Raw genomic sequence first — 19,466 nt, 5'->3', positions numbered from 1 at the left:
TCAAACTACTCCCTGCAATGCGTCGAGCAGCGTCAGGCCACTCCTGCGGTCCAGCCACCCGGCCTGCATGCCGAAGGCCCGTGGTCCCTCGAAGTCGCAGCGCCTGCTGTCGCCGATGAACAGCACTTCGCGTGGCCGGCACCCAAGCGCCGTACACGTCGCCGCGTAAATCGTCGGGTCCGGCTTCGCTGCCCCGAGTTCATAGCTGAACAGGTAGGCGTCCAGATCGGGCAGCAGCCGGCGCACGGCCGTTCCATACTCGTAGGCGAGGTTACTGCACACCGCGATTTGCATGCCGGCGGCGCGCAGCTTGCGCAGCGTCACGCCCACCTCGTCGAACAGTCGCAATCCGGCCACTTCTTGGGCGAGTTCGCGCTGGATGACCGGCAGCAGGTGCGTCCGGCCCAATTCGTCGGCAAACACGTCCACCGGCACGTTGCGGGTGAGGAACGGCAAACGCGCCGCTTTCTTGCCGGGAGCGGTGTCCACCAGCCGCAGATACGGATTGATCCGCCGCCCGCCGTAACCGATCAGGGTGCCGAAAGCATCGAAAGCGATGGCGCGGATCGTCATGCCCGCCTCCCGACTTCGTGCCGGTTCACCCACCAGCGCTGCCTCGCCAGCAGCGCCGCGAAATGCATCTCGGCGGACGCCTCCCGCGCCGGCCACCCAGGCGTGAACTCGGGGATCGGGCGCTCGGCGATCCCGTCGGCCAGCTCCTCGATCCGCGTCGGGAAATGGCATAGCAGGTCGGCGAGCAGCGAGCGGTCCTCGGCGAGCAGCTCGGCCAGGCACAGACGGAGATCGTGGGCGGTGCCGCGCAGTTCGGTGGCGAGCCGCGCGGCGTCGAACGCCGGCTTCATGATCTCGCCCCTGCCGCAATCGCCGGTTCGCGCACCCCGGTCGCGGCATGCACCAAGGCGCGTGCTTCCGGCGGGAAAACCAGCAACTCGCTGCCATCGTCGAGCTCGATCCGGCACAGATCGTTGCCGGTGCGCAGCATTTCGCGACGCGCGTAGCTGGCCAGCTCAACCAAGTCATGTAGCGCGACTTCGGGTAGCGGCATCGGCTCGCGTGGCACGCCGAGCGGTGGCAAATACACCAGCTCCAGCCCTACACGCTGAAACACTCGTGCCAGCAGCGTGCGCGGCAGCGGGCTGCTCAGGCAGCCAGGCAAGCCGGCCATGATCTGCTCCAGCCGCAGCGGCCGGCGGCGGGCCATGATGAAGTCGCGTAGCCGGCCGAACACGTCGGCGAGCGAATTCAGGCCACGGGCGTCCACGTCGCGCTCGCCGTTGAGGTCCGGATACGCCTCGCTGCTGAGCCAAGCGCGGCGGGTCATGGTATCCACCACGCAATGCAGGACGTTGCAGGTCGCGCCGTCCACGCGCTCGGTCAGGCCAAACTCGATCACCGTCGCGTCGTTCAGTGCCACTGTGGCGGTCAGACCATTGTCGGCGTCGCCGCGCAGGCTCTGGCGGGCCATACCCTGGAGGGGGATGACGAAGCCGAGTTCTTCCAGCTTGCCCAGCAGCAGTTCAGTCAGCGCGTTCATGGTGACCTCCGGTTCGGGTTGCGGCGCGGATGGCGTGGGTGCGGCCGGTTCTTCCAGCGGCGGCAGCGGGCCGCCGAAGCGCGCCTCGTACCAGCGTTCGAGGATTTCCGTCGCGAGCTGCGACTCGTGGATGCCACGAGATTTCGCCTCGTCCCGAATTGCGTCGGTGAGCCGTGCATCCAGCATCCAGTTGGTCTGCGCCAGCGCCTGCTGGGCCTTCTTGCGTTCGCGGTAGCGACGCTGATATTCGGCGGGGGTCTGTCGTCCAGTGCGGGGGCGGGCCATGTGCGTTTTATTTAAATCACTAGTTGAATTAACTTTTGTCCAAAAAAGACCCAAATGCAAGGGCCGACATGCCGACGGGCGGCGGTTACCGCAATTACGATAATTACGATTACGGTAATTACCATAACCGGCCGGGTCGCCGGTTCAACTTCGCACGTGGCTCCGACCGCAGGCATGGCAGAACCAGGTGTTCTGCCACTGCCGTTTGGAGACGTTGTACGCCTGAGCCTGCTGGTACCAAGCCTTCATCAGCAACCAACCCACAGCGATGACGCCCAGGCCGACTGCGGCCTGCTTCCAGTTGTAAACCAGCATTGCCAGCACGGACATGCCAAGCCGGCAGCCACGCTCGAACACGTCGCAAGCCGTCATCGCCCTGTAAATCACAATGCCAGCGATGCCGTAGGCGATCACGAACGGCATCGGCGACGGTGGCGCAGGCGGCGCGCAATGCTGGGCCAGCGCCGTGGCCTGGGTGCCGTAGCTGGTGACTTGCGCGAATTCCCCGCCGACGGTGCCGGCATGATCGAGCCGGACGCGCTGGGTGCCGTCCGCATGCACGACCGCGTGCGGCTGAACCTGGGTGCTGCCACAACAAGGACACCGCAATTGCATGTTCAGCCCTCCGCGCCTTCGGTATCGACCGTGCAGGTCAGCGTGGTTTCGCCGTTCTCGGTGCCGAGAGTCAACACCCCCAGCTTGGTCGCGCGACCGTAACTCTTGCCGTCCTTACCGAGCTTTAGCGATGCCGCCTTGACCACTTGCTGCGAATTCACGCCGGGCAGGAAACTGCGATAGGTCTGCTCGCCGCCGTCGCGCGAGATGGCGATCTTCGTGGTGTTCAATCCGTACACCTTGAGTGGCTCCGGGAGGGCAATCGGGGAGACGCCCTGCTCGGGCCGCCAGCCCGCCTGCTTGAGTGCGGATTCGGCGAAATCGAAGCGCTTGCCGATGCCCGTGCAGGAGAGCGCCCGTTCCAGCAACGCCCTAGCCTTGCCGTCCAGGGGTTTGTTCGATGCCTTCGCCGGCGTGTCGGCAGGCGCAGCCTTCAAGGCGTTCTGGTCATAACCGACCAGCCAGAGATTGGTCGGCGCGCCGGCCTGCCAGCCGGTATCGAGCAAGAGCTGCTCGATGAAGCCCTGGAAGGCGAGCTGCTTGCTTTCACCGAACGGCTGCCTGTCCGGGATGGCGAGCATCGGTGGCTTGGGGCCGGGGGTGCGCACGTTGCCGCTATGCTCGACCGCCATCTGCTGCATGAACAGGTGCAGGCTGGCGGCGTTGTTGACGGCGAAGCCGACCGACTGTCCCCAGCAAACCGAGAACGGCGCGACAGGCTCGGACCTGGCCTTGCTCCACCAGATCGTCGCCACGGCGTTCCAGCAGTCATTGCGCGACCAGTCGGTCACGGTCACCGATACGCGCGGGAAATAGGTCTTGGATGTGCCGTCATAAGGGTGCTTTGCAAAGAGGCTGGCCAGTGTGCTGCTGCGAATCGATGGCGGCAACGGAGTGCTCGGCCCCGGAGCGGACTGCTGCGGAGCCGGCGGCGACACCGATCCAGCGTTGGTGGGTGGGGCTTTGACGCCGAGGGCGTCTGCGAGCGACAGCCTCACGCGGGTAGAACCGTCGGGTTGCGACTGGGTCGTGGCGCAGCCGCCCAGACCACAGACAACGATCGCCGCGCCCAAGGTCCGCACCAAGCGATCTACCTTCATTCCTCTACGCATCAACGCCATGAATCCTCCGATTGAAGGTCACTATGAGTGACATTTCCCGATCGGATCATGCCATATTTGTACGTCATTGTCACTCATAGGGCGTGGCCTGATAGTGGCTCGATTCATAGCATCTTTTCCATTTGGGCGAGGAAAAGATGACCGAAAAGGACCCGCGCATTTTGTTCGGGAAAAGATTGGCGCAGGTCAGGAAACAAAAAGGCTGGCCGCAGGAGAAACTGGCGCTGGAGAGTGGCATCGCCCGTAGTTATCTCGGTGGCGTCGAGCGCGGGCAGCGGAACATTGCACTGGTCAATATCTGCAAGCTGGCGGCGACACTTGAGGTGCCGGTAGGCGAACTATTCGATTTCGAAGCCACAGAAGTGCGAATGGCGCCGGACTGATTGTCCGTACGCCAACATTGAAGCGATGCCTCAGATCGATGCTCGGCGGGTCAGCCGCCGCAACAGAGGTCAACGAGTCAAGCGGTCCAGCTTGGCGACCAAGTCTTCCGCGCGCAAGTGCGTGTAGCGCTTGAGCATTTGCATGGATTTGTGGCCGCTGATCGATGCCACTTCTTGATCGCTCAGGCCGGACTCGACGAACCGGCTTACCGCCTCGTGCCGAAGGTCGTGAAATTTGAAATCGGTAACGCCGGCCTTCCTCTTGATGTCCAGCCACACCTTATTGAAGTTGTATGGCCGACGCGCGCCGTCTTTGCCCGGCTCCCCGAAAAAAATCAGGTCGGTATCGACAGGCCGAACAGGATTGCCTAGCGCCGAACGAAATTGCTCGGTCGCGGCCAAGGATAACGGGACTGTACGCGGCAATGTGTTCTTCGTCTCGATCAAGCGCACGATGCGCCTACCGATGTCTACTTGAGAACGCCGCAGCGTAACGATCTCGGACGAGCGCATGCCGGTTTCGATAGCGATTCGCACGATCCAGCCCAGCATCGGGTTCGAGTGCTGATCGACGGCGGCCAGTAGCCGCGTCTCCTCGTCCGGCGTCAAGCGTCTGTTGCGGCCAGGCCCCGGAGCGGGCCGGCGGATATTCAACACCGGATTGAAGGTCAACCCCAGCCCCCACTCCTTCACCGCAATCGTGAACAGGTGTCCGAGCAACGCCAATTCCAGGCGCACGGTGTTGGCGGCCCTCGGCTGTGGCTCGCCGTCCTTCAGACGGTCCTCGCCGGCAAGTCGCTTGTCTCGATACTCAGCAATGAGGTCGGGCGTAATCGCCGCCAGCGAATACTTGCCGAAGAAGTCCACGAGCGGCACACAGCGCTTGCGCTCCCCGTTTTGAGTCAGTAGGCGCTTGGTCGGGGTGACCTCCGCAAGATAGCGCTGCATCGCCTTCTCGAAGGTAAGCCGCTCCGACGGCGCGCGCTGGACGAACATGCCCCGCACCATCTCATCTTCGGTGCGCCGCGCCCAGTCCTCGGCATCCTTCTTCAGCCGAAAGGTCTTGATGACAGACGGGAAGCCGGTCTTGCGAATGACGGCCTTCCACGTTCCGGAAGGTGTCTTGACGATGGTTGCCATAGGGCCTCGGTACAGTGCGTGCGTTCCGCCACTGTACCGAAACTGTACCGAATGGACAACTACGAGGGGTATTGGTGGGCCGTGCTGGATTCGAACCAGCTACCAATCGATTATGAGTCGACTGCTCTAACCTATTGAGCTAACGGCCCTTTTTCTAATTTTACCCGGCTTCTTCGTCCGGTCTTGCGTACCTATCTTGGGCCTTCGTCGCCCGTGGCAGCAGTGGATTATGAGTCCTCTGCTCTGACCAACTGAGCTACAGGCCCGAAAGCCGCGCATTGTATAGCAGCTTTCCATGCCGCGCCATGCTACCGACGCGGCCTGGGCCTTACTGGGCGTTGCCGTCGCTGTTGTCGAGGAAGCTCTTCAGCCGCTCGGAGCGCGTCGGGTGGCGCAGCTTGCGCAGCGCCTTGGCTTCGATCTGGCGGATACGTTCGCGCGTCACGTCGAACTGCTTGCCAACCTCTTCCAGCGTGTGGTCGGTGTTCATCTCGATACCGAAGCGCATGCGCAGCACCTTGGCTTCCCTCGGCGTGAGCGTGTCGAGCACTTCCTTGGTCGCTTCGCGCAGGCCGGCGTAGACGGCGGCGTCAGACGGCGCCAGGGTCACCGCGTCCTCGATGAAATCGCCGAGATGGGAGTCGTCGTCGTCACCGATCGGCGTTTCCATCGAGATCGGTTCCTTCGAGATCTTCATGATCTTGCGGATCTTCTCTTCCGGCATTTCCATCTTCACCGCCAGCAACGCGGGATCGGGCTCGAGGCCGGTTTCCTGCAGGATCTGGCGCGAGATGCGGTTCATCTTGTTGATGGTCTCGATCATGTGCACCGGGATACGGATGGTGCGCGCCTGGTCGGCGATCGAGCGCGTGATGGCCTGGCGGATCCACCAGGTCGCGTAGGTCGAGAACTTGTAGCCACGGCGGTATTCGAACTTGTCCACCGCCTTCATCAGGCCGATGTTGCCTTCCTGGATCAGGTCGAGGAACTGCAGGCCGCGGTTGGTGTACTTCTTGGCGATCGAGATCACCAGGCGCAGGTTGGCCTCGATCATCTCGCGCTTGGCACGTCGTGCACGCGCTTCGCCCGTCGACATCTGGCGGTTGATTTCCTTCAGCTCGCGGATCGGGATCATCGCCCGTTCCTGGATCGCGGCGAGGCGGCTCTGCGCGTCGAAGATCGCGTGCTTCTGGCGCTCCAGCGCATCGGAATACGGCTTGGCGAGACCGATCTGGTCCAGCACCCAGTCGTGGTTGATTTCGTTGCCGGGGAAGCTCTTGATGAACAGGTCGCGCGGCATGCCGGCGCGGTTCACGCAGATTTCCATGATCACGCGCTCGTGGCTGCGGATCTCTTCGAGCTGCTTGCGCAGCATGTCGCACATGGCCTCGATCTGCTTCACGGTGAAGCGGATGAACAGCAGCTGGGCGGAAATCGCCTCCTGCGCCTCGACGTGCTGCTTGCTGCCGACACCATTCTTGGCCAGCACCTTGACCATCTTGTCGAACAGCGGGCGCAACTCGGCGAACTTGGCCAGCGCATCGCTCTTCAGTTGCTCGAGATTGGCGCTGATGGCGGCGGCGCCACCGTCACCCTCTTCGTCTTCTTCCTCTTCCTCGGCGGCGAGTTCTTCTTCCTCGCTCGGGGCGTTGAATTCGGCTTCTTCTTCCTCGACCGCATTGGGGTCGATGATGCCGTCGACGAGCTCGTCGACGCGCAATTCATCCTTCTCGACCATCTCGGCCAGGCGCAGCATCTCGGCGATCGTCATCGGGCAAGCCGAGATCGCCTGGATCATGTGCTTGAGGCCTTCTTCGATACGCTTGGCGATCTCGATTTCGCCTTCGCGCGTGAGCAGCTCGACGGTGCCCATCTCGCGCATGTACATGCGCACCGGATCGGTGGTACGGCCAAACTCGGAGTCCACAGTGGAGAGCGCGGCCTCGGCTTCTTCGACGGCGTCGTCGTCGGCCACGGCGGGGGTGGCATCCGACATGAGCAGCTGCTCGGCATCGGGTGCCTCGTCCATCACCATGATGCCCATGTCGGCGATCATGCCAATGATGCCTTCGATCTGCTCGGCGTCGAGCATGTCTTCGGGCAGATGGTCGTTCAGCTCGGCAAACGTCAGGTAACCGCGTTCCTTGCCGAGAACGATCAGGGTCTTCAGGCGGGTCCGACGCGCCTCGGCGTCAACGGGGGCCATCTGGCGCCCGGACTGGCCATTTTCCTTGTCGTTAGGGAGTTCAGGCTTGTCGAATTGTTGATCTGCCGCCATATCGTGTGATCCCGAGTTCCTGACTGAAAAAGCTGTTGATTATAACGGAGTTATAGACCGAATAGTTAACGTTTGATTCACTCACCCGGCACAAAAACTCATCTGGCACCCTGTCGTGCCCTGTCTTTCTCGACCAGCAGCTGGTTGAGTTCCTTCATCTCGTCGAGCGTGAAGTCTGCGCTCTGCGAGCGTCGGCGAAGCCAGTCGATGCGCTCGTCGAAGGCGCCCAGCGTGAGCTGATCGAGCAAACCATTGAGGTCGGACCAGGCCTCGTCGTCGCTGAACGCGTCCTTCTCGTCCATCGCCTGCGCCGCGACGTGCCTGAGCAGGCCTTCATGTTCCGTATCGCGAAAATGCTCTAGCACCTGGGCGGCATGCACCATCCCCGGCTGGGCCGCCAGCGCGCGCTGCAAGGCAATCATGGCGAGGGTTTCCGGGTCTTCCTGCGTGGTCGCCGGCAGGCGGATGTGCTGCGCCCAGCCCGGCCGGCGCAACAGCCACTGGATGATCTGGCGCGTGCGCGACAGCGGCTGGCGCTTGCCGCCCGCTGCCGGGGCGGATTTCCCACGCTTGGATGGGCGCGCGACGCGGATACCGAACAGGCGATCGAGTTCGTCGGCCTCGATCCCCAGCAGCTCGGCCAAGCGCTTGCGCACCATCAGGCTCAGCGCCTGTGCCTGTATCTGCGTGACCAGCGGCTGCGCCAGCTTGACCAGCCTGGCCCGCCCCTCGTCGCTCTGCAGGTCGACCTGCGACGCCAGCTCGCGCAACATGAACGCCGTCAGCGGCAAGGCGTCCCGCTCCATCAGGTCCTCGAACGCATCCTTGCCGAAATGGCGCACATAGGTGTCCGGGTCCTCGGTTTCGGGCAGGAACAGAAATTCCAGCCGCTTGTCGTCCGCCAGCATCGGCAGCGCATTCTCCAGCGCCCGCCAGGCGGCCTTGCGCCCGGCCTTGTCGCCGTCGAAACAGAACACGATGCGATCGGACTGGCGCATGAGCTTCTGGATATGAAACGGCGTCGTCGAGGTGCCGAGCGTGGCCACCGCGTAACCGACCCCGAACTGGGCCAGCGACACCACGTCCATATAGCCCTCAACCACGATCACCCGGCCCGCATCGCGAATCGCCTGGCGCGCCTGATAGAGGCCATACAGCTCGCGCCCCTTCTCGAACAGCACCGTCTCGGGCGAGTTCAGGTATTTCGGCTCGCCACCGTCGAGCACGCGCCCGCCGAAGCCGATGATGGCGCCGCGCTGATTGACGATGGGGAACATCACACGGTCACGGAACACGTCGTAGCGCCGGCCGTCCTTTTCCTTGACCAACCCCGACTCCACCAGCGCCGGATTGGCGCCGTAGTCATGGAAAGCCTGTTCGAGCGCCTGCCAGCCTTCCGGTGCGTAGCCGAGGCCGAATCTCGCGGCGATCTCGCCCGACAGGCCGCGCTTCTTCAGGTACTGGATGGCGCGCGGGCTGCGCTTGAGCTGTTCGCGGTAATACTCGCAGGTACGCCGCATCACCCCCGGCAGGTCGAGCGACTCGACCACCGCGCGCTGCTGCGCGGCCTTGATGTCGGCCACGGTCGGCTCTTCCTGCGGCACCTGCATGCCGGCACCCTGAGCCAGCTCCTTGACCGCATCGACGAAGCCCAGGCCGGCGTGTTCCATCATGAAGGTGATCGCCGTACCATGGGCGCCGCAGCCGAAGCAGTGATAGAACTGCTTGGTCGGGCTGACGGTGAATGACGGACTCTTCTCGTTGTGAAACGGGCAGCACGCCATGTAATTGGCGCCGCCCTTCTTCAGTGGCACGTAGCGATCCACCACGTCGACGATATCGACGCGGTTGAGCAAATCCTGGATGAAGCTATCGGGAATACGGGCCACGTTGTCTCAACAAGCAATAAAAAAGCGCCGCACGTCAAACCGTGTGCGGCGACCTTTACATCTTAGACAACGAATTTAACCAGCCAGTTTCTGCTTGATCAGCTGCGACACCCTGGACATGTCGGCACGGCCTGCCAGTTTTGGCTTCAACACGCCCATCAGCTTGCCCATGTCCTGCGGGCCTGCGGCGCCCGTCTCGGTAACGGCGGCGGTAATCTCGGCCTCGATTTCGGCCTGCGACAGCTGGGCCGGCATATAGGCCTCGAGCACCGTCATTTCGAATTTTTCCTGATCGGCCAGATCCTGGCGGCCAGCCGATTCGTACTGGCTGATCGAGTCGCGGCGCTGCTTCATCATCTTGTCGATGATCGCGACGATCTGCTCGTCGCTGAGCTCGATGCGCTCGTCGACCTCTTTCTGCTTCATCGCCGCCGTCAGCAGGCGGATCGCGCCGAGGCGTTGCGCCTGCTTCTCGCGCATGGCGGACTTCATGTCTTCTTGAATACGTTGCTTCAGGCTCATTCAATCTCTCCCATCAAAGACAAAGGCCGCAGAGCTTGCGCTCGCGGCCTCGGGACCATCGCGTCGAACGCCGGCTTAGTACATCTTCGGCGGCAAGGTCTGGCTGCGCAGACGCTTGTAGTGACGCTTGACGGCCGCAGCAAGTTTGCGCTTACGTTCAGCGGTCGGCTTCTCGTAGAACTCACGAGCGCGCAACTCGGTCAGCAGACCGGTTTTTTCGACAGTACGCTTGAAACGGCGCAGAGCCACTTCGAACGGCTCATTTTCCTTGACGCGGACGCTAGGCATTATGAATCGACCTCAATTCCAAAAAATGGGTTAAACGGAAAAAAGCGATGTTAGCACGCCAAGCCACCTTTTCCAAGAAAAACTTCCAGTCAGGGCAAGACGTTAGGGCAACAGGATTTGGCGCGGCAAGGGGTCCGGGCATAAAATATGCGGCCCTGTTGATCCCCCGCTGATACCCATCATGCTTGTCCTTGGCATCGAATCCTCCTGCGACGAAACCGGCATCGCGCTCTACGACACCGAGCAGGGCCTGCTCGCCCACCGGCTGCATACGCAGATGGCCATGCATGCCGAATACGGCGGCGTAGTGCCGGAGCTCGCCTCGCGCGACCACATCCGGCGCGTGCTGCCACTGACGGAGGAATGCCTGGCGGCAGCCGGCAAGCGACTCGGGGACATCGACGCCATCGCCTACACCCAGGGGCCGGGCCTCGCCGGCGCCCTGCTGGTAGGCACGAGCGTAGCCAATGCACTGGCCTTTGCGCTCGACAAGCCCGCCATTGGCGTGCACCACCTTGAAGGGCACCTGCTCTCGCCGCTGCTGGCGCAACCGGCACCGGCCTTTCCATTCGTTGCCCTACTGGTATCGGGGGGCCACAGCCAGTTGATGGAAGTCGATGGCGTCGGCCACTACACCCTGCTGGGCGAGACACTCGACGATGCCGCCGGCGAGGCCTTCGACAAAACGGCGAAGCTGCTCGGCCTCGGCTACCCAGGCGGGCCAGCGTTGTCGAAGCTCGCGGACAAGGGTGATCCGACGCGCTTCAAGCTGCCGCGCCCGATGCTGCATTCGCCGGACCTCGATTTCAGCTTTTCCGGCCTCAAGACGGCCGTGCTGACACTGGTGCGGGAACAGCCCCAGCTCGATGAGCAGACCCGCGCCGACATCTGCGCCGCGTTCCAGGAGGCTATCGTCGACGTACTGGTCGGCAAGTCGCTCAAGGCGCTGAAGCAGACCGGGTTCAAGCAGCTGGTGATCGCCGGCGGTGTCGGCGCCAATCGCCAGTTGCGCGAGCAATTGGATGCGGCCGCAGCCAAGCGCCGTTTTCAGGTGTTCTACCCACCGCTGGAATTCTGCACCGACAACGGCGCGATGATTGCCTTTGCCGGCGCGCAGCGTCTCAAGCATGCCGCGCATGGCGACGGCAGCTTCACCGTCAAGCCACGCTGGGATCTGCATAACCTGCCGGCAGCCTGAGCACCCACGCGGCTACCAGGGCCGAGCCCAGCCCCGAGGCGGGCGCCCCTCCCCACCATTTGCCAGCCGGACTGACTGAATTGCCGCCCAATCAACCGATTCAAAATTATTGAATCTGTTGGCCGGCTTTTTCCGTTTCCCGCGGCGGCGGCCATCCACTACACTGCAAGCTCTACCGGCCAGGCAATACAGCGGGGCCGGGCATACTTGAACAGAGGAGGCATCGTGGCCGTGGTCGTACATGGAGGGCTGACCCCACTCGCAAAACGGGTCGAGATTCGTTCACATCAATTGACTGTCGATGAGGATGCCAGCGTAGGCGGTGCCGATTCAGGCCCCAGCCCGCACGATCTGCTCGATGCCGCGCTGGCTTCGTGCACGGCGCTGACCCTGAGCCTATACGCCCAGCGCAAGGGCTGGCCGATCGACAACATTCATGTCGAGGTCACCCATGCGGAATCGCCGGGCCTGTACGAGCTCACGCGCCAGATCCGTATCGACGGCAGTCTCGATGACGAGCAGCGCGCACGGCTGCTGGCGGTGGCCGAGAAGTGCCCGATCCACAAGGCACTGAGCGGCCAGTTCAAGATCGCCAGCCAGCTGAGCTGAGGAAGCCGCCTATGCCCACGCCACGCATCCTGATCTTTGCCGGCAGCACGCGTGCCGGCTCCTACAACAAGCAACTGGCCCGTGCCGCGACCGAGGCCGTGCGCGCCGCGGGGGCAGAGGCCAGCTACGTCGACCTGCGCGACTACCCGATGCCCGTCTACGATGGCGATCTCGAAACCGAGCAAGGCATGCCGGCGCACGCGCGCAGCCTGCGCGAGCTGTTCAAGGGCCATCATGGCTTTGTAATCGCTTCGCCCGAAAACAACGCCTCGGTGTCGTCCGCATTGAAGAACACGCTCGACTGGATCTCGCGCGAGCTTGACGGCGAATCGGGCCTCGTGCCCTACAGCGGCAAGACGGCGCTGCTGCTGGCCGCCTCGCCGGGCGGCCTGGGCGGGCTGCGCGGGCTGGTTCATCTGCGCAACATCCTCAATGCGCTGCAGGTGTTCGTGCTGCCCGGACAGCTCGCAGTATCGGCCGCGCACAAGGCCTTCGGGACGGACGGCAAGCTGGCCGATGCGCGCCAGCAGTCCACGCTCGAATCGCTGTGCAAGCAGATGGTGGAGACCACGGCCAAGCTGATCGCCTGACATCCTTGCCGGGGCGTGCGGCCGGCTCGGCTGCCGGGTTTCTGCTACACTCGCGCCCCATGATTACGCTACGCAACCTGAGCCTGCAGCGCGGGCTCAAACCCATCTTCGAGCAGGCCAACCTGACCATCCACGCCGGCCAAAAGATCGGCGTGGTCGGCGCCAATGGCGCCGGCAAATCCACGCTGTTCGGCCTGCTGCTCGACGAGCTTCACCCCGATGCCGGCGACCTCGACCTGCCGCCGCGGCTGACCATCGCCCACGTCGCGCAGGAGACCCCCGCCCTCTCGACACCTGCGCTCGACTATGTGATCGACGGCGACCGTGAGCTGCGCAGCCTGCAAGCCGCCCTGGCCCAGGCCGAGCATGCGCACGACGGCCACCGCATCGCCGAGCTGCACGGCCTGATCGAGCATGCCGACGGCTACACCGCGCCGGCGCGCGCGGCCAAGCTGCTGGCCGGCCTGGGCTTCGACGAGAGCCAGATGCAGACGGCCGTGTCAAACTTCTCGGGTGGCTGGCGCATGCGCCTGAATCTCGCGCAGGCGCTGATGTGCCGCTCCGACCTGTTGCTGCTCGACGAGCCGACCAACCACCTCGATCTCGAAACCGTGATGTGGCTGGAAAACTGGCTGCGCAGCTATCCCGGCACGTTGCTGCTGATCTCGCACGACCGCGATTTCCTCGATGCCACCGTGAACGCGATTGCCCATGTCGACAATCGCCAGATCACGCTCTACACCGGCAACTACGAAGCCTTCGAGAGCCAGAAGGCCGAGCGCCTGGCGCAGCAGCAGCAGGCTTACGCCAAGCAGCAGCGCGAGATCGCGCATCTGCAGTCGTTCGTCGACCGCTTCAAGGCCAAGGCCACCAAGGCCAAGCAGGCGCAGAGCCGGGTCAAGGCGATCGAGCGGATGGAGCGCATTGCGGCAGCGCATGTCGACTCGCCGTTCGAGTTCTCGTTCCGCTCCCCCGAATCGAGCCCCAACCCGCTGCTGCGTATCGAGCAGGCCGACGCGGGCTACGGCGACCGCGTCATCCTGCACCGCATCAACCTGGCGATCCAGGCTGGCAGCCGCATCGGCCTCTTGGGCGTGAACGGCGCCGGCAAGTCGACGCTGATCAAGCTCTTGGCTGGCGAGGCGGCACCGCTGGCAGGCAACCGCATCGAGGGCAAGGGGCTCAAGATCGGCTACTTTGCACAGCATCAGCTCGAACAGCTGCGCCACGACGAGAGCCCGCTGCAGCACCTGCAGCGGCTCGACCCGAATGCCAAGGAAGCCGAGCTGCGCGCCTTCCTCGGTGGCTTCGATTTTCGCGGCGACAACGCGCTAGCGCCGGTAGCACCATTCTCGGGCGGCGAGAAATCGCGCTTGGCACTGGCGCTGATCATCTGGCAGCGCCCCAACCTGCTGCTGCTCGACGAGCCAACCAACCACCTCGATCTCGAGATGCGCCAGGCACTGACGCTGGCGCTACAGGACTTCGAAGGCTCGCTGATCGTCGTCTCGCACGACCGCCACCTGCTGCGCGCGACCACCGACACCTTCCTGCTGGTCGAACAAGGCGCGGCGAAGCCCTTCGACGGCGATCTCGATGATTACCGCGACTATCGCCAGCAGCAGGCTGCGGCGGGCGACGCGCCATCAGCCAGCGGGCAGGTCGTCGATCGCAAGGCGCAGAAACGCGCCGAGGCCGAGGAACGCAATCGCCTGTCGAGCCTGCGCAAGCCGCTGGAAGCCAAGCTGAAGAAAGTCGAGCAGGCGCTGGACAAGCTCCATGCCGACAAGCAGGCGATCGACGCCCAGCTCGCCGACAGCGCCATGTATGAGGCCGATCAGAAAGAAGCGCTGAAAGCCGCGCTGCTCAAGCAGGCCGACATCGCCGGCAAGCTCGAGCAGCTGGAGGAAGAGTGGCTGATGCTGCAAGCCGAGCTCGAAGCCATCGAGTAGCCGGACGGCCTCAGACCTGCGCGGCCGGCTTCAGCACGGGAGTCGGCCTTTTCTTTTGCAGGATCAGCACATTGCCGCTGAGGCACAGGGCGATGCCGATGATCGTGCTCGCATGCCACTGGAAGCCCTCGAACACCGTCGACAGCAGCAGCGCCACGATCGGGATCACCACGCCGGCGTAGCTCGCGCGATCCGCACCGATACGGCCGATCAGCGTGAGGTAGGCGCCAAACGCCAGAATCGAGCCGAATACCGCCAGGTAGACCAGCGACCACACATAGCCGCCGCCCCAGTCGAACACCATCGGCTTGCCCGCCAGCACGGTATAGACGGCCACCGCCAACGCGCCATACAGCATGCCGAAGGCGTTGCCCTGGATCACCGGGATCTGTGCGCGCTGGTTGCGGCTCGACACCATATTGCCAAGCGACGCCGAGGTGGTGGCCGCAAGACCAAACCAGACGCCGGCCATCCCCTGCTGTCCGTTGAAGCTGGCCAGCTCCGGCCAGAACACCATGCTGATGCCGGTAAAGCCAAGCGCCGCGCTGACGACGACCTTGGGCTCGATCGGCGTGCCAAAGAACAGGCGCGTATTGAGCGTGTTGAGGAACACGATGCTGGAGAACAGCACCGCCACCAGCCCCGAGCTCAGATGCATCTCCGAGTGGTAGATCAGCACATAGTTGAGGCAGAACAACAGGCAGCCCTGCAAGGCCATGAAGGCATGGTCGCGGCGGGAAAAGCGCAGATTGAGGCCACGTGCCAGGCAATAAGCCAGCAAGAGCAGCGCCGCGAGGCCGAAGCGATAGACAACCGACCACTCGACGGGCACCGCCCCCAATTGAAACTTGATGGCGAGCCAGGTAGACCCCCAGATCAGGACCGTGGCGAGATACAGCGATAGATTGTTCATGGCGGCGCGCCGGGGTGGAGGATACGATCGGCACAGCTTATGCCCACGCGGTGGAACATAACAGTGACAGGCTTCACCAAATCGGTGCGGTACAGTTTTGCCGTGGCCGGGCGTATTTGTACTCGCGCGCACGGCCCCGTCTGGGCTACCATCTAGCCCCCACCGCCAGCTCTTGTTGCTACGTGGGCAGTTCAGGATGTCAGCATGAAGGTGATCGTTCTCGGTGCCGGTGTGGTCGGCACCACCAGCGCCTGGTATCTGCGCCAGGCCGGCCACGAGGTAACCGTCGTCGACCGCCAGCCGGCGGCCGGCATGGAAACCAGCTTCGCCAACGGCGGCCAGATCTCAGTCGGCCAGGCCGAGCCCTGGGCCAATCCCGAGGCCATCCACAAGATACTGCGCTGGCTGGGCCGGGAAGATGCGCCGCTGCTGTTCCGCTTGCGGGCAGACCCGCGGCAATGGCAATGGGGCCTGCAATTCCTGCTGCAGTGCCGCGCCAGCCGCGCACGCACCAACATCCGCCAGCTGGTGACGCTCGGCATACACAGCCGGCGCTGCCTGCAGGCACTGCGGCGCGAGCTGGGGCTGCAGTACGACCACCTAGAGAATGGCATACTGACCTTTTTCACCGACCCGCATGAGCTTGAAGGCGGCGTGAAGGCCGCCGAATGGATGCGCTCCCTCGGCAACGACCGCCGCGTCGTCTCCGTCGACGAAGCGCTGCGCATCGAGCCGGCACTGGCGCCAATCCGGCAACAGCTGCAGGGGGCGATCTACACCGCTGCGGATGAATCCGGCGACGCCCACCGTTTCACCCTGGCGCTGGCGGCGCGCAATGCGGCAAACGGCGTGGAATATTGCCTGGACACGCAGATCCTCAAGCTGGTGAAGAACGGCGACCGGCTCGGCGGCGTCGAAATCGAGGCGGCAGGCGGGCGCCGCCGCACGCTGCAGGCCGACAGCTACGTGCTCGCCCTGGGCAGCTACAGCCCGCTGCTGCTGCGCCCGCTCGGCATCCGCATCCCGGTCTACCCGGCCAAAGGCTATTCGATCACCATCGACATCGCCAAGCCCGAGGTGGCGCCAAGCGTGAGCCTGACCGACGAGGGCCGAAAACTGGTGATCTCGCGGCTCGGACAACGCCTGCGCATGGCCGGTACGGCCGAGCTCAACGGTTACGACACCACGCTCAACCCGGTGCGCCTGCAGGCCTTGATCGATCGTGCCTACGAGCTGTTCCCCGACATCGGCCCGCGCCACAGCATTCAAACCTGGACCGGCCTGCGCCCCGCCACGCCCGACAACATCCCGCTGATCGGCAAGACGCGCCTGCGCAATCTGTTCCTCAACACCGGACATGGCCCGCTGGGCTGGACGCACAGCTGTGGCTCGGCGCAGCTGCTGGCTGATATCGTCGGCGGCAAGGCGCCGGAAGTGGATTTCGCGTGGCTAGGACGCGGCGGCTGAGCCCGGTCCGGCCGCGAAACGGGCCAGTTCATCTGGCGAATTGACATTGGCGAAGGCCGACTCATCGTCGAACAGGCAGTAGGCATGGCGGCAGCCCCCCTGCCAGCCGCCGATACTGCGCTTGCCGCTGGCCAGGTGCTGCTCCAGCCCGGGCAAGACGGACGCGCTCGCGAGAAACACCGCATTGTGCTGATGGGCAGCATCCGCGGCGACCACGATGTCCGCCCCGCTGGCCGCCTGCGTTGCCGCGAGGCGCGCCACCAGGTCCAAGGGCAGGAATGGCGTGTCGCACGGCACGACCAGCCAGTGCGAGCTCGCCAGCCGGCGCATCGCGGTCACCACACCGGCCAGCGGGCCTAGATAGCCAGCCTCGTCGTCGGCGAAGACCGGGTAGCCGAGCGTGGCGTAGCGATCCGCATGCCGGTTGGCGCTGATGCAAAGCGAGCCGACCTGCGGTGCAATGCGCTCGATCACGCGCTCGATCAGCGGCCTGCCTGCCAGCTCGACCCAGCCCTTGTCCATCCCGCCCATGCGCTCGGCACGGCCGCCGGCCAGCACCAGGGCAGTGATACCGCGTGCGTTCATAAGCGGATCGAGGCCGGGGTGAAGCGCTGGTACAGCCTGAAACGCTCGCGCCGATCACCTGGGCGCGCGCCCTCCCATATCTTGCGCCAGTCGCCCTGCGGCGCAACCTCGTCCCCGGTGCCCTGCACCAGCAGCAACTGGCACTGGCCTGCCGCATCCGGCTTCAATGCGACATTGCCGTGATAGGCGAACAACGTGGCCTGCTCGGGCGACATGCCCTCTGCCGCGATGCAGTCATACTGGCCAGGCAATGCCTGAGCCAGCTCCACCGCCACCTTCTGGTAGCCCTTGACCCAGTCGATCGCCGGCAGCCACAGCAACATCAGCAAGCTCCAGCACAGCGCCAGACCGGCGGCCCAGCTGCTGACCGCCTGGCGTCCCATCTGGCGGCGGCGCGACACGGCCCATACCCAGGCGGCCGTCAGCAGCGCACCAACGATCAGCTCGAACCAGCTGAACCGGGCGTGGAAGCCAGGAATCACGGTATCGCCACGGCGCGCCAGCTGCGGCGGGATGCCGGTCATCGCGGCCGTCCAGCCAAGCCAGATATACAGCCCCAGCATGCCGAAGGTCATCACGCCGAACCAGTTCAGCGCGGCCGCGGCGCCGTGGCGCAGGCGGTCGATCCCGATCGCGGCAAGCACCGAGCAGGGAATCAGCAAGGGTAGCAGGTAGTCATCCTGCACCGCCGGCGACAGGGCCAGCGCCGACAGCATGATGCCGAGCACCAGCAGGGAGAACTGCACGGGCGGGCGGGCATAGCCGGTCAGGCGGCTGTCCCAGAGCGTCCACACCGCCAGCGGCCAGGCCGGCCAGGCGAACCACGGCAGGGTGCGCAGATAGAAGCTGATTTCGGACAGACGGGAGGGGTGGGCAAAGCCATCGAAGCGGAACCACGCGCCATGTGCGAGCCACTGCGCGAACATGGCGGGGTCGCTCGCCCGCAGACCGAGAAACCATAGCAGCATGGCCGGCCCGCCCGTCACCAGCGCAGTCAGGCCGGTAATGGCATAGCGCTGGCTGCGCCAGTGGCGGAAACACAGCGGCAGCGCCAGCGCGATCAGGGTAAGCACAATCGGCTCGAACAGCGAGGCCGACATCGCCGACACCGCCGCCCCGCCCCCCAGTGCGACGCCCGCCCACAAGGGGTTGCGGGCAAACAGCGACATGCCGTAAAACGCCGCAGCAAAGCCGCAGAATGCCGCCACGCCGTTGGTAGCCGTATGTCCCAGCACCAGCAGGCCGAGGCAGCCTATCATCAGCACCACCACGACGCGCCCGTAGCGGCGGCCACCGAGCTCCCGCCCGATCCCGCCGCAAAACGTCAGCGCCAATGCCACGAAGGCCGTCGCCACCACGCGCGCCGCATCGTGTACCGCCAGCCAGCCGGCTGTCAGGCGCGCCAGAAAAGCCGACAACTGAAAGTACAGCGGGCCGTCCTCCAGCACCGGCAAACCGGCCAGCCTGGGCACCCACCAGTTGCCATCGCGCAACATGCCGTAGACGATGCCGACGCTGTGCGGCTCATCCGGCTTCCACGGGTTATGCCCGATCATGCCGGGCAGCAGCCACAACATGCACAACAGGAATAGCGCCCACGGCCGCTCATCGGCCTTGGGGGGCAGGGCTTCGGTACTGGGAGTGTAAGTAAGCATGCGCGATCGATCGATAGGTTGGCGCGATTATAGCAGGCAGGGCCTAGCCGCCACCGGCATGGACAGCGGCCAGCCCGCCAGGCAGGTGGCGCAAAACAAAAAAGGCAGCCAAGGCTGCCTTTCTCGGGTACGCAGATGGACGCTTACTTGCGGCCCAGCATGCTGTACTTTTGCTTGAACTTGTCGATACGACCAGCGGTGTCGACGATCTTCTGCTTGCCGGTGTAGAACGGGTGGCAAGCCGAGCACACTTCCACGTGCAGATTCTTGCTCATGGTCGAGCCAGTCTGGAAAGTATTACCGCAGGAGCAGGTAACGGTAATCTCGTTGTATTCCGGGTGAATGCCTTGCTTCATGATTTTTCCTCAGTACGCGGGCACAGGGGTTTTACCTGGGCCGCTTTAAAACGCGTGATTATGGG

The 19,466-nt window shown here is 64.1% G+C and carries 20 protein-coding genes and 1 tRNA gene; 6 read left to right on the top strand and 15 right to left on the bottom strand.

Features of this window, described 5'->3' with window-relative positions; genetic code table 11:
- The 5 genes from ABWL39_RS07115 to ABWL39_RS07095 form a co-directional block, all read right to left on the bottom strand.
- Window positions 1–573 carry an HAD family hydrolase gene (locus tag ABWL39_RS07115; protein WP_367788533.1) on the bottom strand — a complete coding sequence of 191 codons (573 nt, stop codon included), beginning with the start codon at window positions 571–573 and terminating at the stop codon, window positions 1–3.
- A complete protein-coding gene (locus ABWL39_RS07110; RefSeq protein WP_367788531.1) occupies window positions 570–863 on the bottom strand; it encodes a hypothetical protein in 294 nt (97 codons plus the stop codon). The genes ABWL39_RS07115 and ABWL39_RS07110 overlap by 4 nt, the downstream gene beginning before the upstream one ends.
- Window positions 860–1,840, bottom strand: a complete 981-nt coding sequence (locus ABWL39_RS07105; protein ID WP_367788529.1) for a hypothetical protein — start codon at window positions 1,838–1,840, stop codon at window positions 860–862. The genes ABWL39_RS07110 and ABWL39_RS07105 overlap by 4 nt, the downstream gene beginning before the upstream one ends.
- A 144-nt stretch (window positions 1,841–1,984) precedes the next feature.
- Window positions 1,985–2,455, bottom strand: a complete 471-nt coding sequence (locus ABWL39_RS07100) for a hypothetical protein (protein WP_367788527.1) — start codon at window positions 2,453–2,455, stop codon at window positions 1,985–1,987.
- Between the two features lie 2 nt (window positions 2,456–2,457).
- On the bottom strand, window positions 2,458–3,576 hold the full coding sequence (locus tag ABWL39_RS07095) for a hypothetical protein (RefSeq protein WP_367788525.1): 1,119 nt from the start codon (window positions 3,574–3,576) through the stop codon (window positions 2,458–2,460).
- 137 nt (window positions 3,577–3,713) lie between these two features.
- Between ABWL39_RS07095 and ABWL39_RS07090 the strand changes: the two genes are divergently transcribed.
- The gene (locus ABWL39_RS07090; protein ID WP_367788523.1) at window positions 3,714–3,959 is read left to right on the top strand and encodes a helix-turn-helix domain-containing protein; all 246 of its coding nucleotides are present in this window, start codon (window positions 3,714–3,716) and stop codon (window positions 3,957–3,959) included.
- Between the two features lie 69 nt (window positions 3,960–4,028).
- Here ABWL39_RS07090 and ABWL39_RS07085 read toward each other — a convergent pair whose 3' ends face one another.
- The 6 genes from ABWL39_RS07085 to rpsU all read right to left on the bottom strand — a co-directional run bounded on the left by ABWL39_RS07085 (window position 4,029) and on the right by rpsU (window position 10,076).
- Entirely contained in the window at window positions 4,029–5,099 is a 1,071-nt protein-coding gene (locus ABWL39_RS07085) for a site-specific integrase (protein WP_367788521.1), read from the bottom strand.
- A gap of 72 nt (window positions 5,100–5,171) precedes the next feature.
- Window positions 5,172–5,248: transfer RNA gene (locus tag ABWL39_RS07080), tRNA-Ile, on the bottom strand.
- Window positions 5,249–5,427: 179 nt separating this feature from the next.
- Window positions 5,428–7,377, bottom strand: coding sequence for an RNA polymerase sigma factor RpoD (rpoD, locus tag ABWL39_RS07075; RefSeq protein WP_367788519.1), 1,950 nt, complete (start codon window positions 7,375–7,377; stop codon window positions 5,428–5,430).
- A 98-nt stretch (window positions 7,378–7,475) separates the two neighbouring features.
- Complete coding sequence (gene dnaG, locus ABWL39_RS07070; protein WP_367788517.1) at window positions 7,476–9,266, bottom strand: DNA primase; 1,791 nt, start codon at window positions 9,264–9,266, stop codon at window positions 7,476–7,478.
- A 75-nt stretch (window positions 9,267–9,341) separates the two neighbouring features.
- On the bottom strand, window positions 9,342–9,788 hold the full coding sequence (locus ABWL39_RS07065; protein ID WP_367788515.1) for a GatB/YqeY domain-containing protein: 447 nt from the start codon (window positions 9,786–9,788) through the stop codon (window positions 9,342–9,344).
- Between the two features lie 75 nt (window positions 9,789–9,863).
- Window positions 9,864–10,076 carry a 30S ribosomal protein S21 gene (gene rpsU / locus ABWL39_RS07060; RefSeq protein WP_367788513.1) on the bottom strand — a complete coding sequence of 71 codons (213 nt, stop codon included), beginning with the start codon at window positions 10,074–10,076 and terminating at the stop codon, window positions 9,864–9,866.
- A 181-nt stretch (window positions 10,077–10,257) separates the two neighbouring features.
- Here rpsU and tsaD point away from each other — a divergent pair, with 181 nt between their 5' ends.
- The 4 genes from tsaD (at window position 10,258) to ABWL39_RS07040 (ending at window position 14,425) form a co-directional block, all read left to right on the top strand.
- Complete coding sequence (gene tsaD / locus ABWL39_RS07055; RefSeq protein WP_367788511.1) at window positions 10,258–11,274, top strand: tRNA (adenosine(37)-N6)-threonylcarbamoyltransferase complex transferase subunit TsaD; 1,017 nt, start codon at window positions 10,258–10,260, stop codon at window positions 11,272–11,274.
- 225 nt (window positions 11,275–11,499) lie between these two features.
- Entirely contained in the window at window positions 11,500–11,883 is a 384-nt protein-coding gene (locus ABWL39_RS07050) for an OsmC family protein (protein ID WP_367788509.1), read from the top strand.
- 11 nt (window positions 11,884–11,894) lie between these two features.
- The gene (locus ABWL39_RS07045; protein WP_367788507.1) at window positions 11,895–12,473 is read left to right on the top strand and encodes an NADPH-dependent FMN reductase; all 579 of its coding nucleotides are present in this window, start codon (window positions 11,895–11,897) and stop codon (window positions 12,471–12,473) included.
- A gap of 59 nt (window positions 12,474–12,532) precedes the next feature.
- Window positions 12,533–14,425 carry an ATP-binding cassette domain-containing protein gene (locus tag ABWL39_RS07040; RefSeq protein WP_367788505.1) on the top strand — a complete coding sequence of 631 codons (1,893 nt, stop codon included), beginning with the start codon at window positions 12,533–12,535 and terminating at the stop codon, window positions 14,423–14,425.
- A gap of 10 nt (window positions 14,426–14,435) precedes the next feature.
- Here ABWL39_RS07040 and ABWL39_RS07035 read toward each other — a convergent pair whose 3' ends face one another.
- On the bottom strand, window positions 14,436–15,338 hold the full coding sequence (locus tag ABWL39_RS07035; protein WP_367788503.1) for a DMT family transporter: 903 nt from the start codon (window positions 15,336–15,338) through the stop codon (window positions 14,436–14,438).
- Window positions 15,339–15,542: 204 nt separating this feature from the next.
- On the opposite strand from ABWL39_RS07035, the gene ABWL39_RS07030 reads away from it, so the two are divergent.
- Complete coding sequence (locus ABWL39_RS07030) at window positions 15,543–16,805, top strand: D-amino acid dehydrogenase (RefSeq protein WP_367788501.1); 1,263 nt, start codon at window positions 15,543–15,545, stop codon at window positions 16,803–16,805.
- On the opposite strand, the gene mobA is transcribed toward ABWL39_RS07030, so the two are convergent.
- The 3 genes from mobA to rpmE form a co-directional block, all read right to left on the bottom strand.
- Window positions 16,788–17,390 (bottom strand): molybdenum cofactor guanylyltransferase MobA, encoded by a 603-nt coding sequence (gene mobA / locus ABWL39_RS07025; protein ID WP_367788499.1) that lies wholly within the window; start codon window positions 17,388–17,390, stop codon window positions 16,788–16,790. The genes ABWL39_RS07030 and mobA overlap by 18 nt on opposite strands.
- Window positions 17,387–19,045 (bottom strand): ArnT family glycosyltransferase, encoded by a 1,659-nt coding sequence (locus tag ABWL39_RS07020; RefSeq protein WP_367788497.1) that lies wholly within the window; start codon window positions 19,043–19,045, stop codon window positions 17,387–17,389. Before ABWL39_RS07020 ends, mobA begins: the two co-directional genes overlap by 4 nt.
- A gap of 143 nt (window positions 19,046–19,188) precedes the next feature.
- Window positions 19,189–19,401: a 50S ribosomal protein L31 gene (gene rpmE, locus ABWL39_RS07015; protein ID WP_367788495.1), complete on the bottom strand. Its 213-nt coding sequence runs from the start codon at window positions 19,399–19,401 to the stop codon at window positions 19,189–19,191.
- Window positions 19,402–19,466: the final 65 nt, after the last annotated feature.

This window comes from Chitinivorax sp. PXF-14 (assembly GCF_040812015.1).
Taxonomy (GTDB): domain Bacteria; phylum Pseudomonadota; class Gammaproteobacteria; order Burkholderiales; family SCOH01; genus JBFNXJ01.
This window is presented reverse-complemented; position numbering and strand designations above follow the sequence as displayed.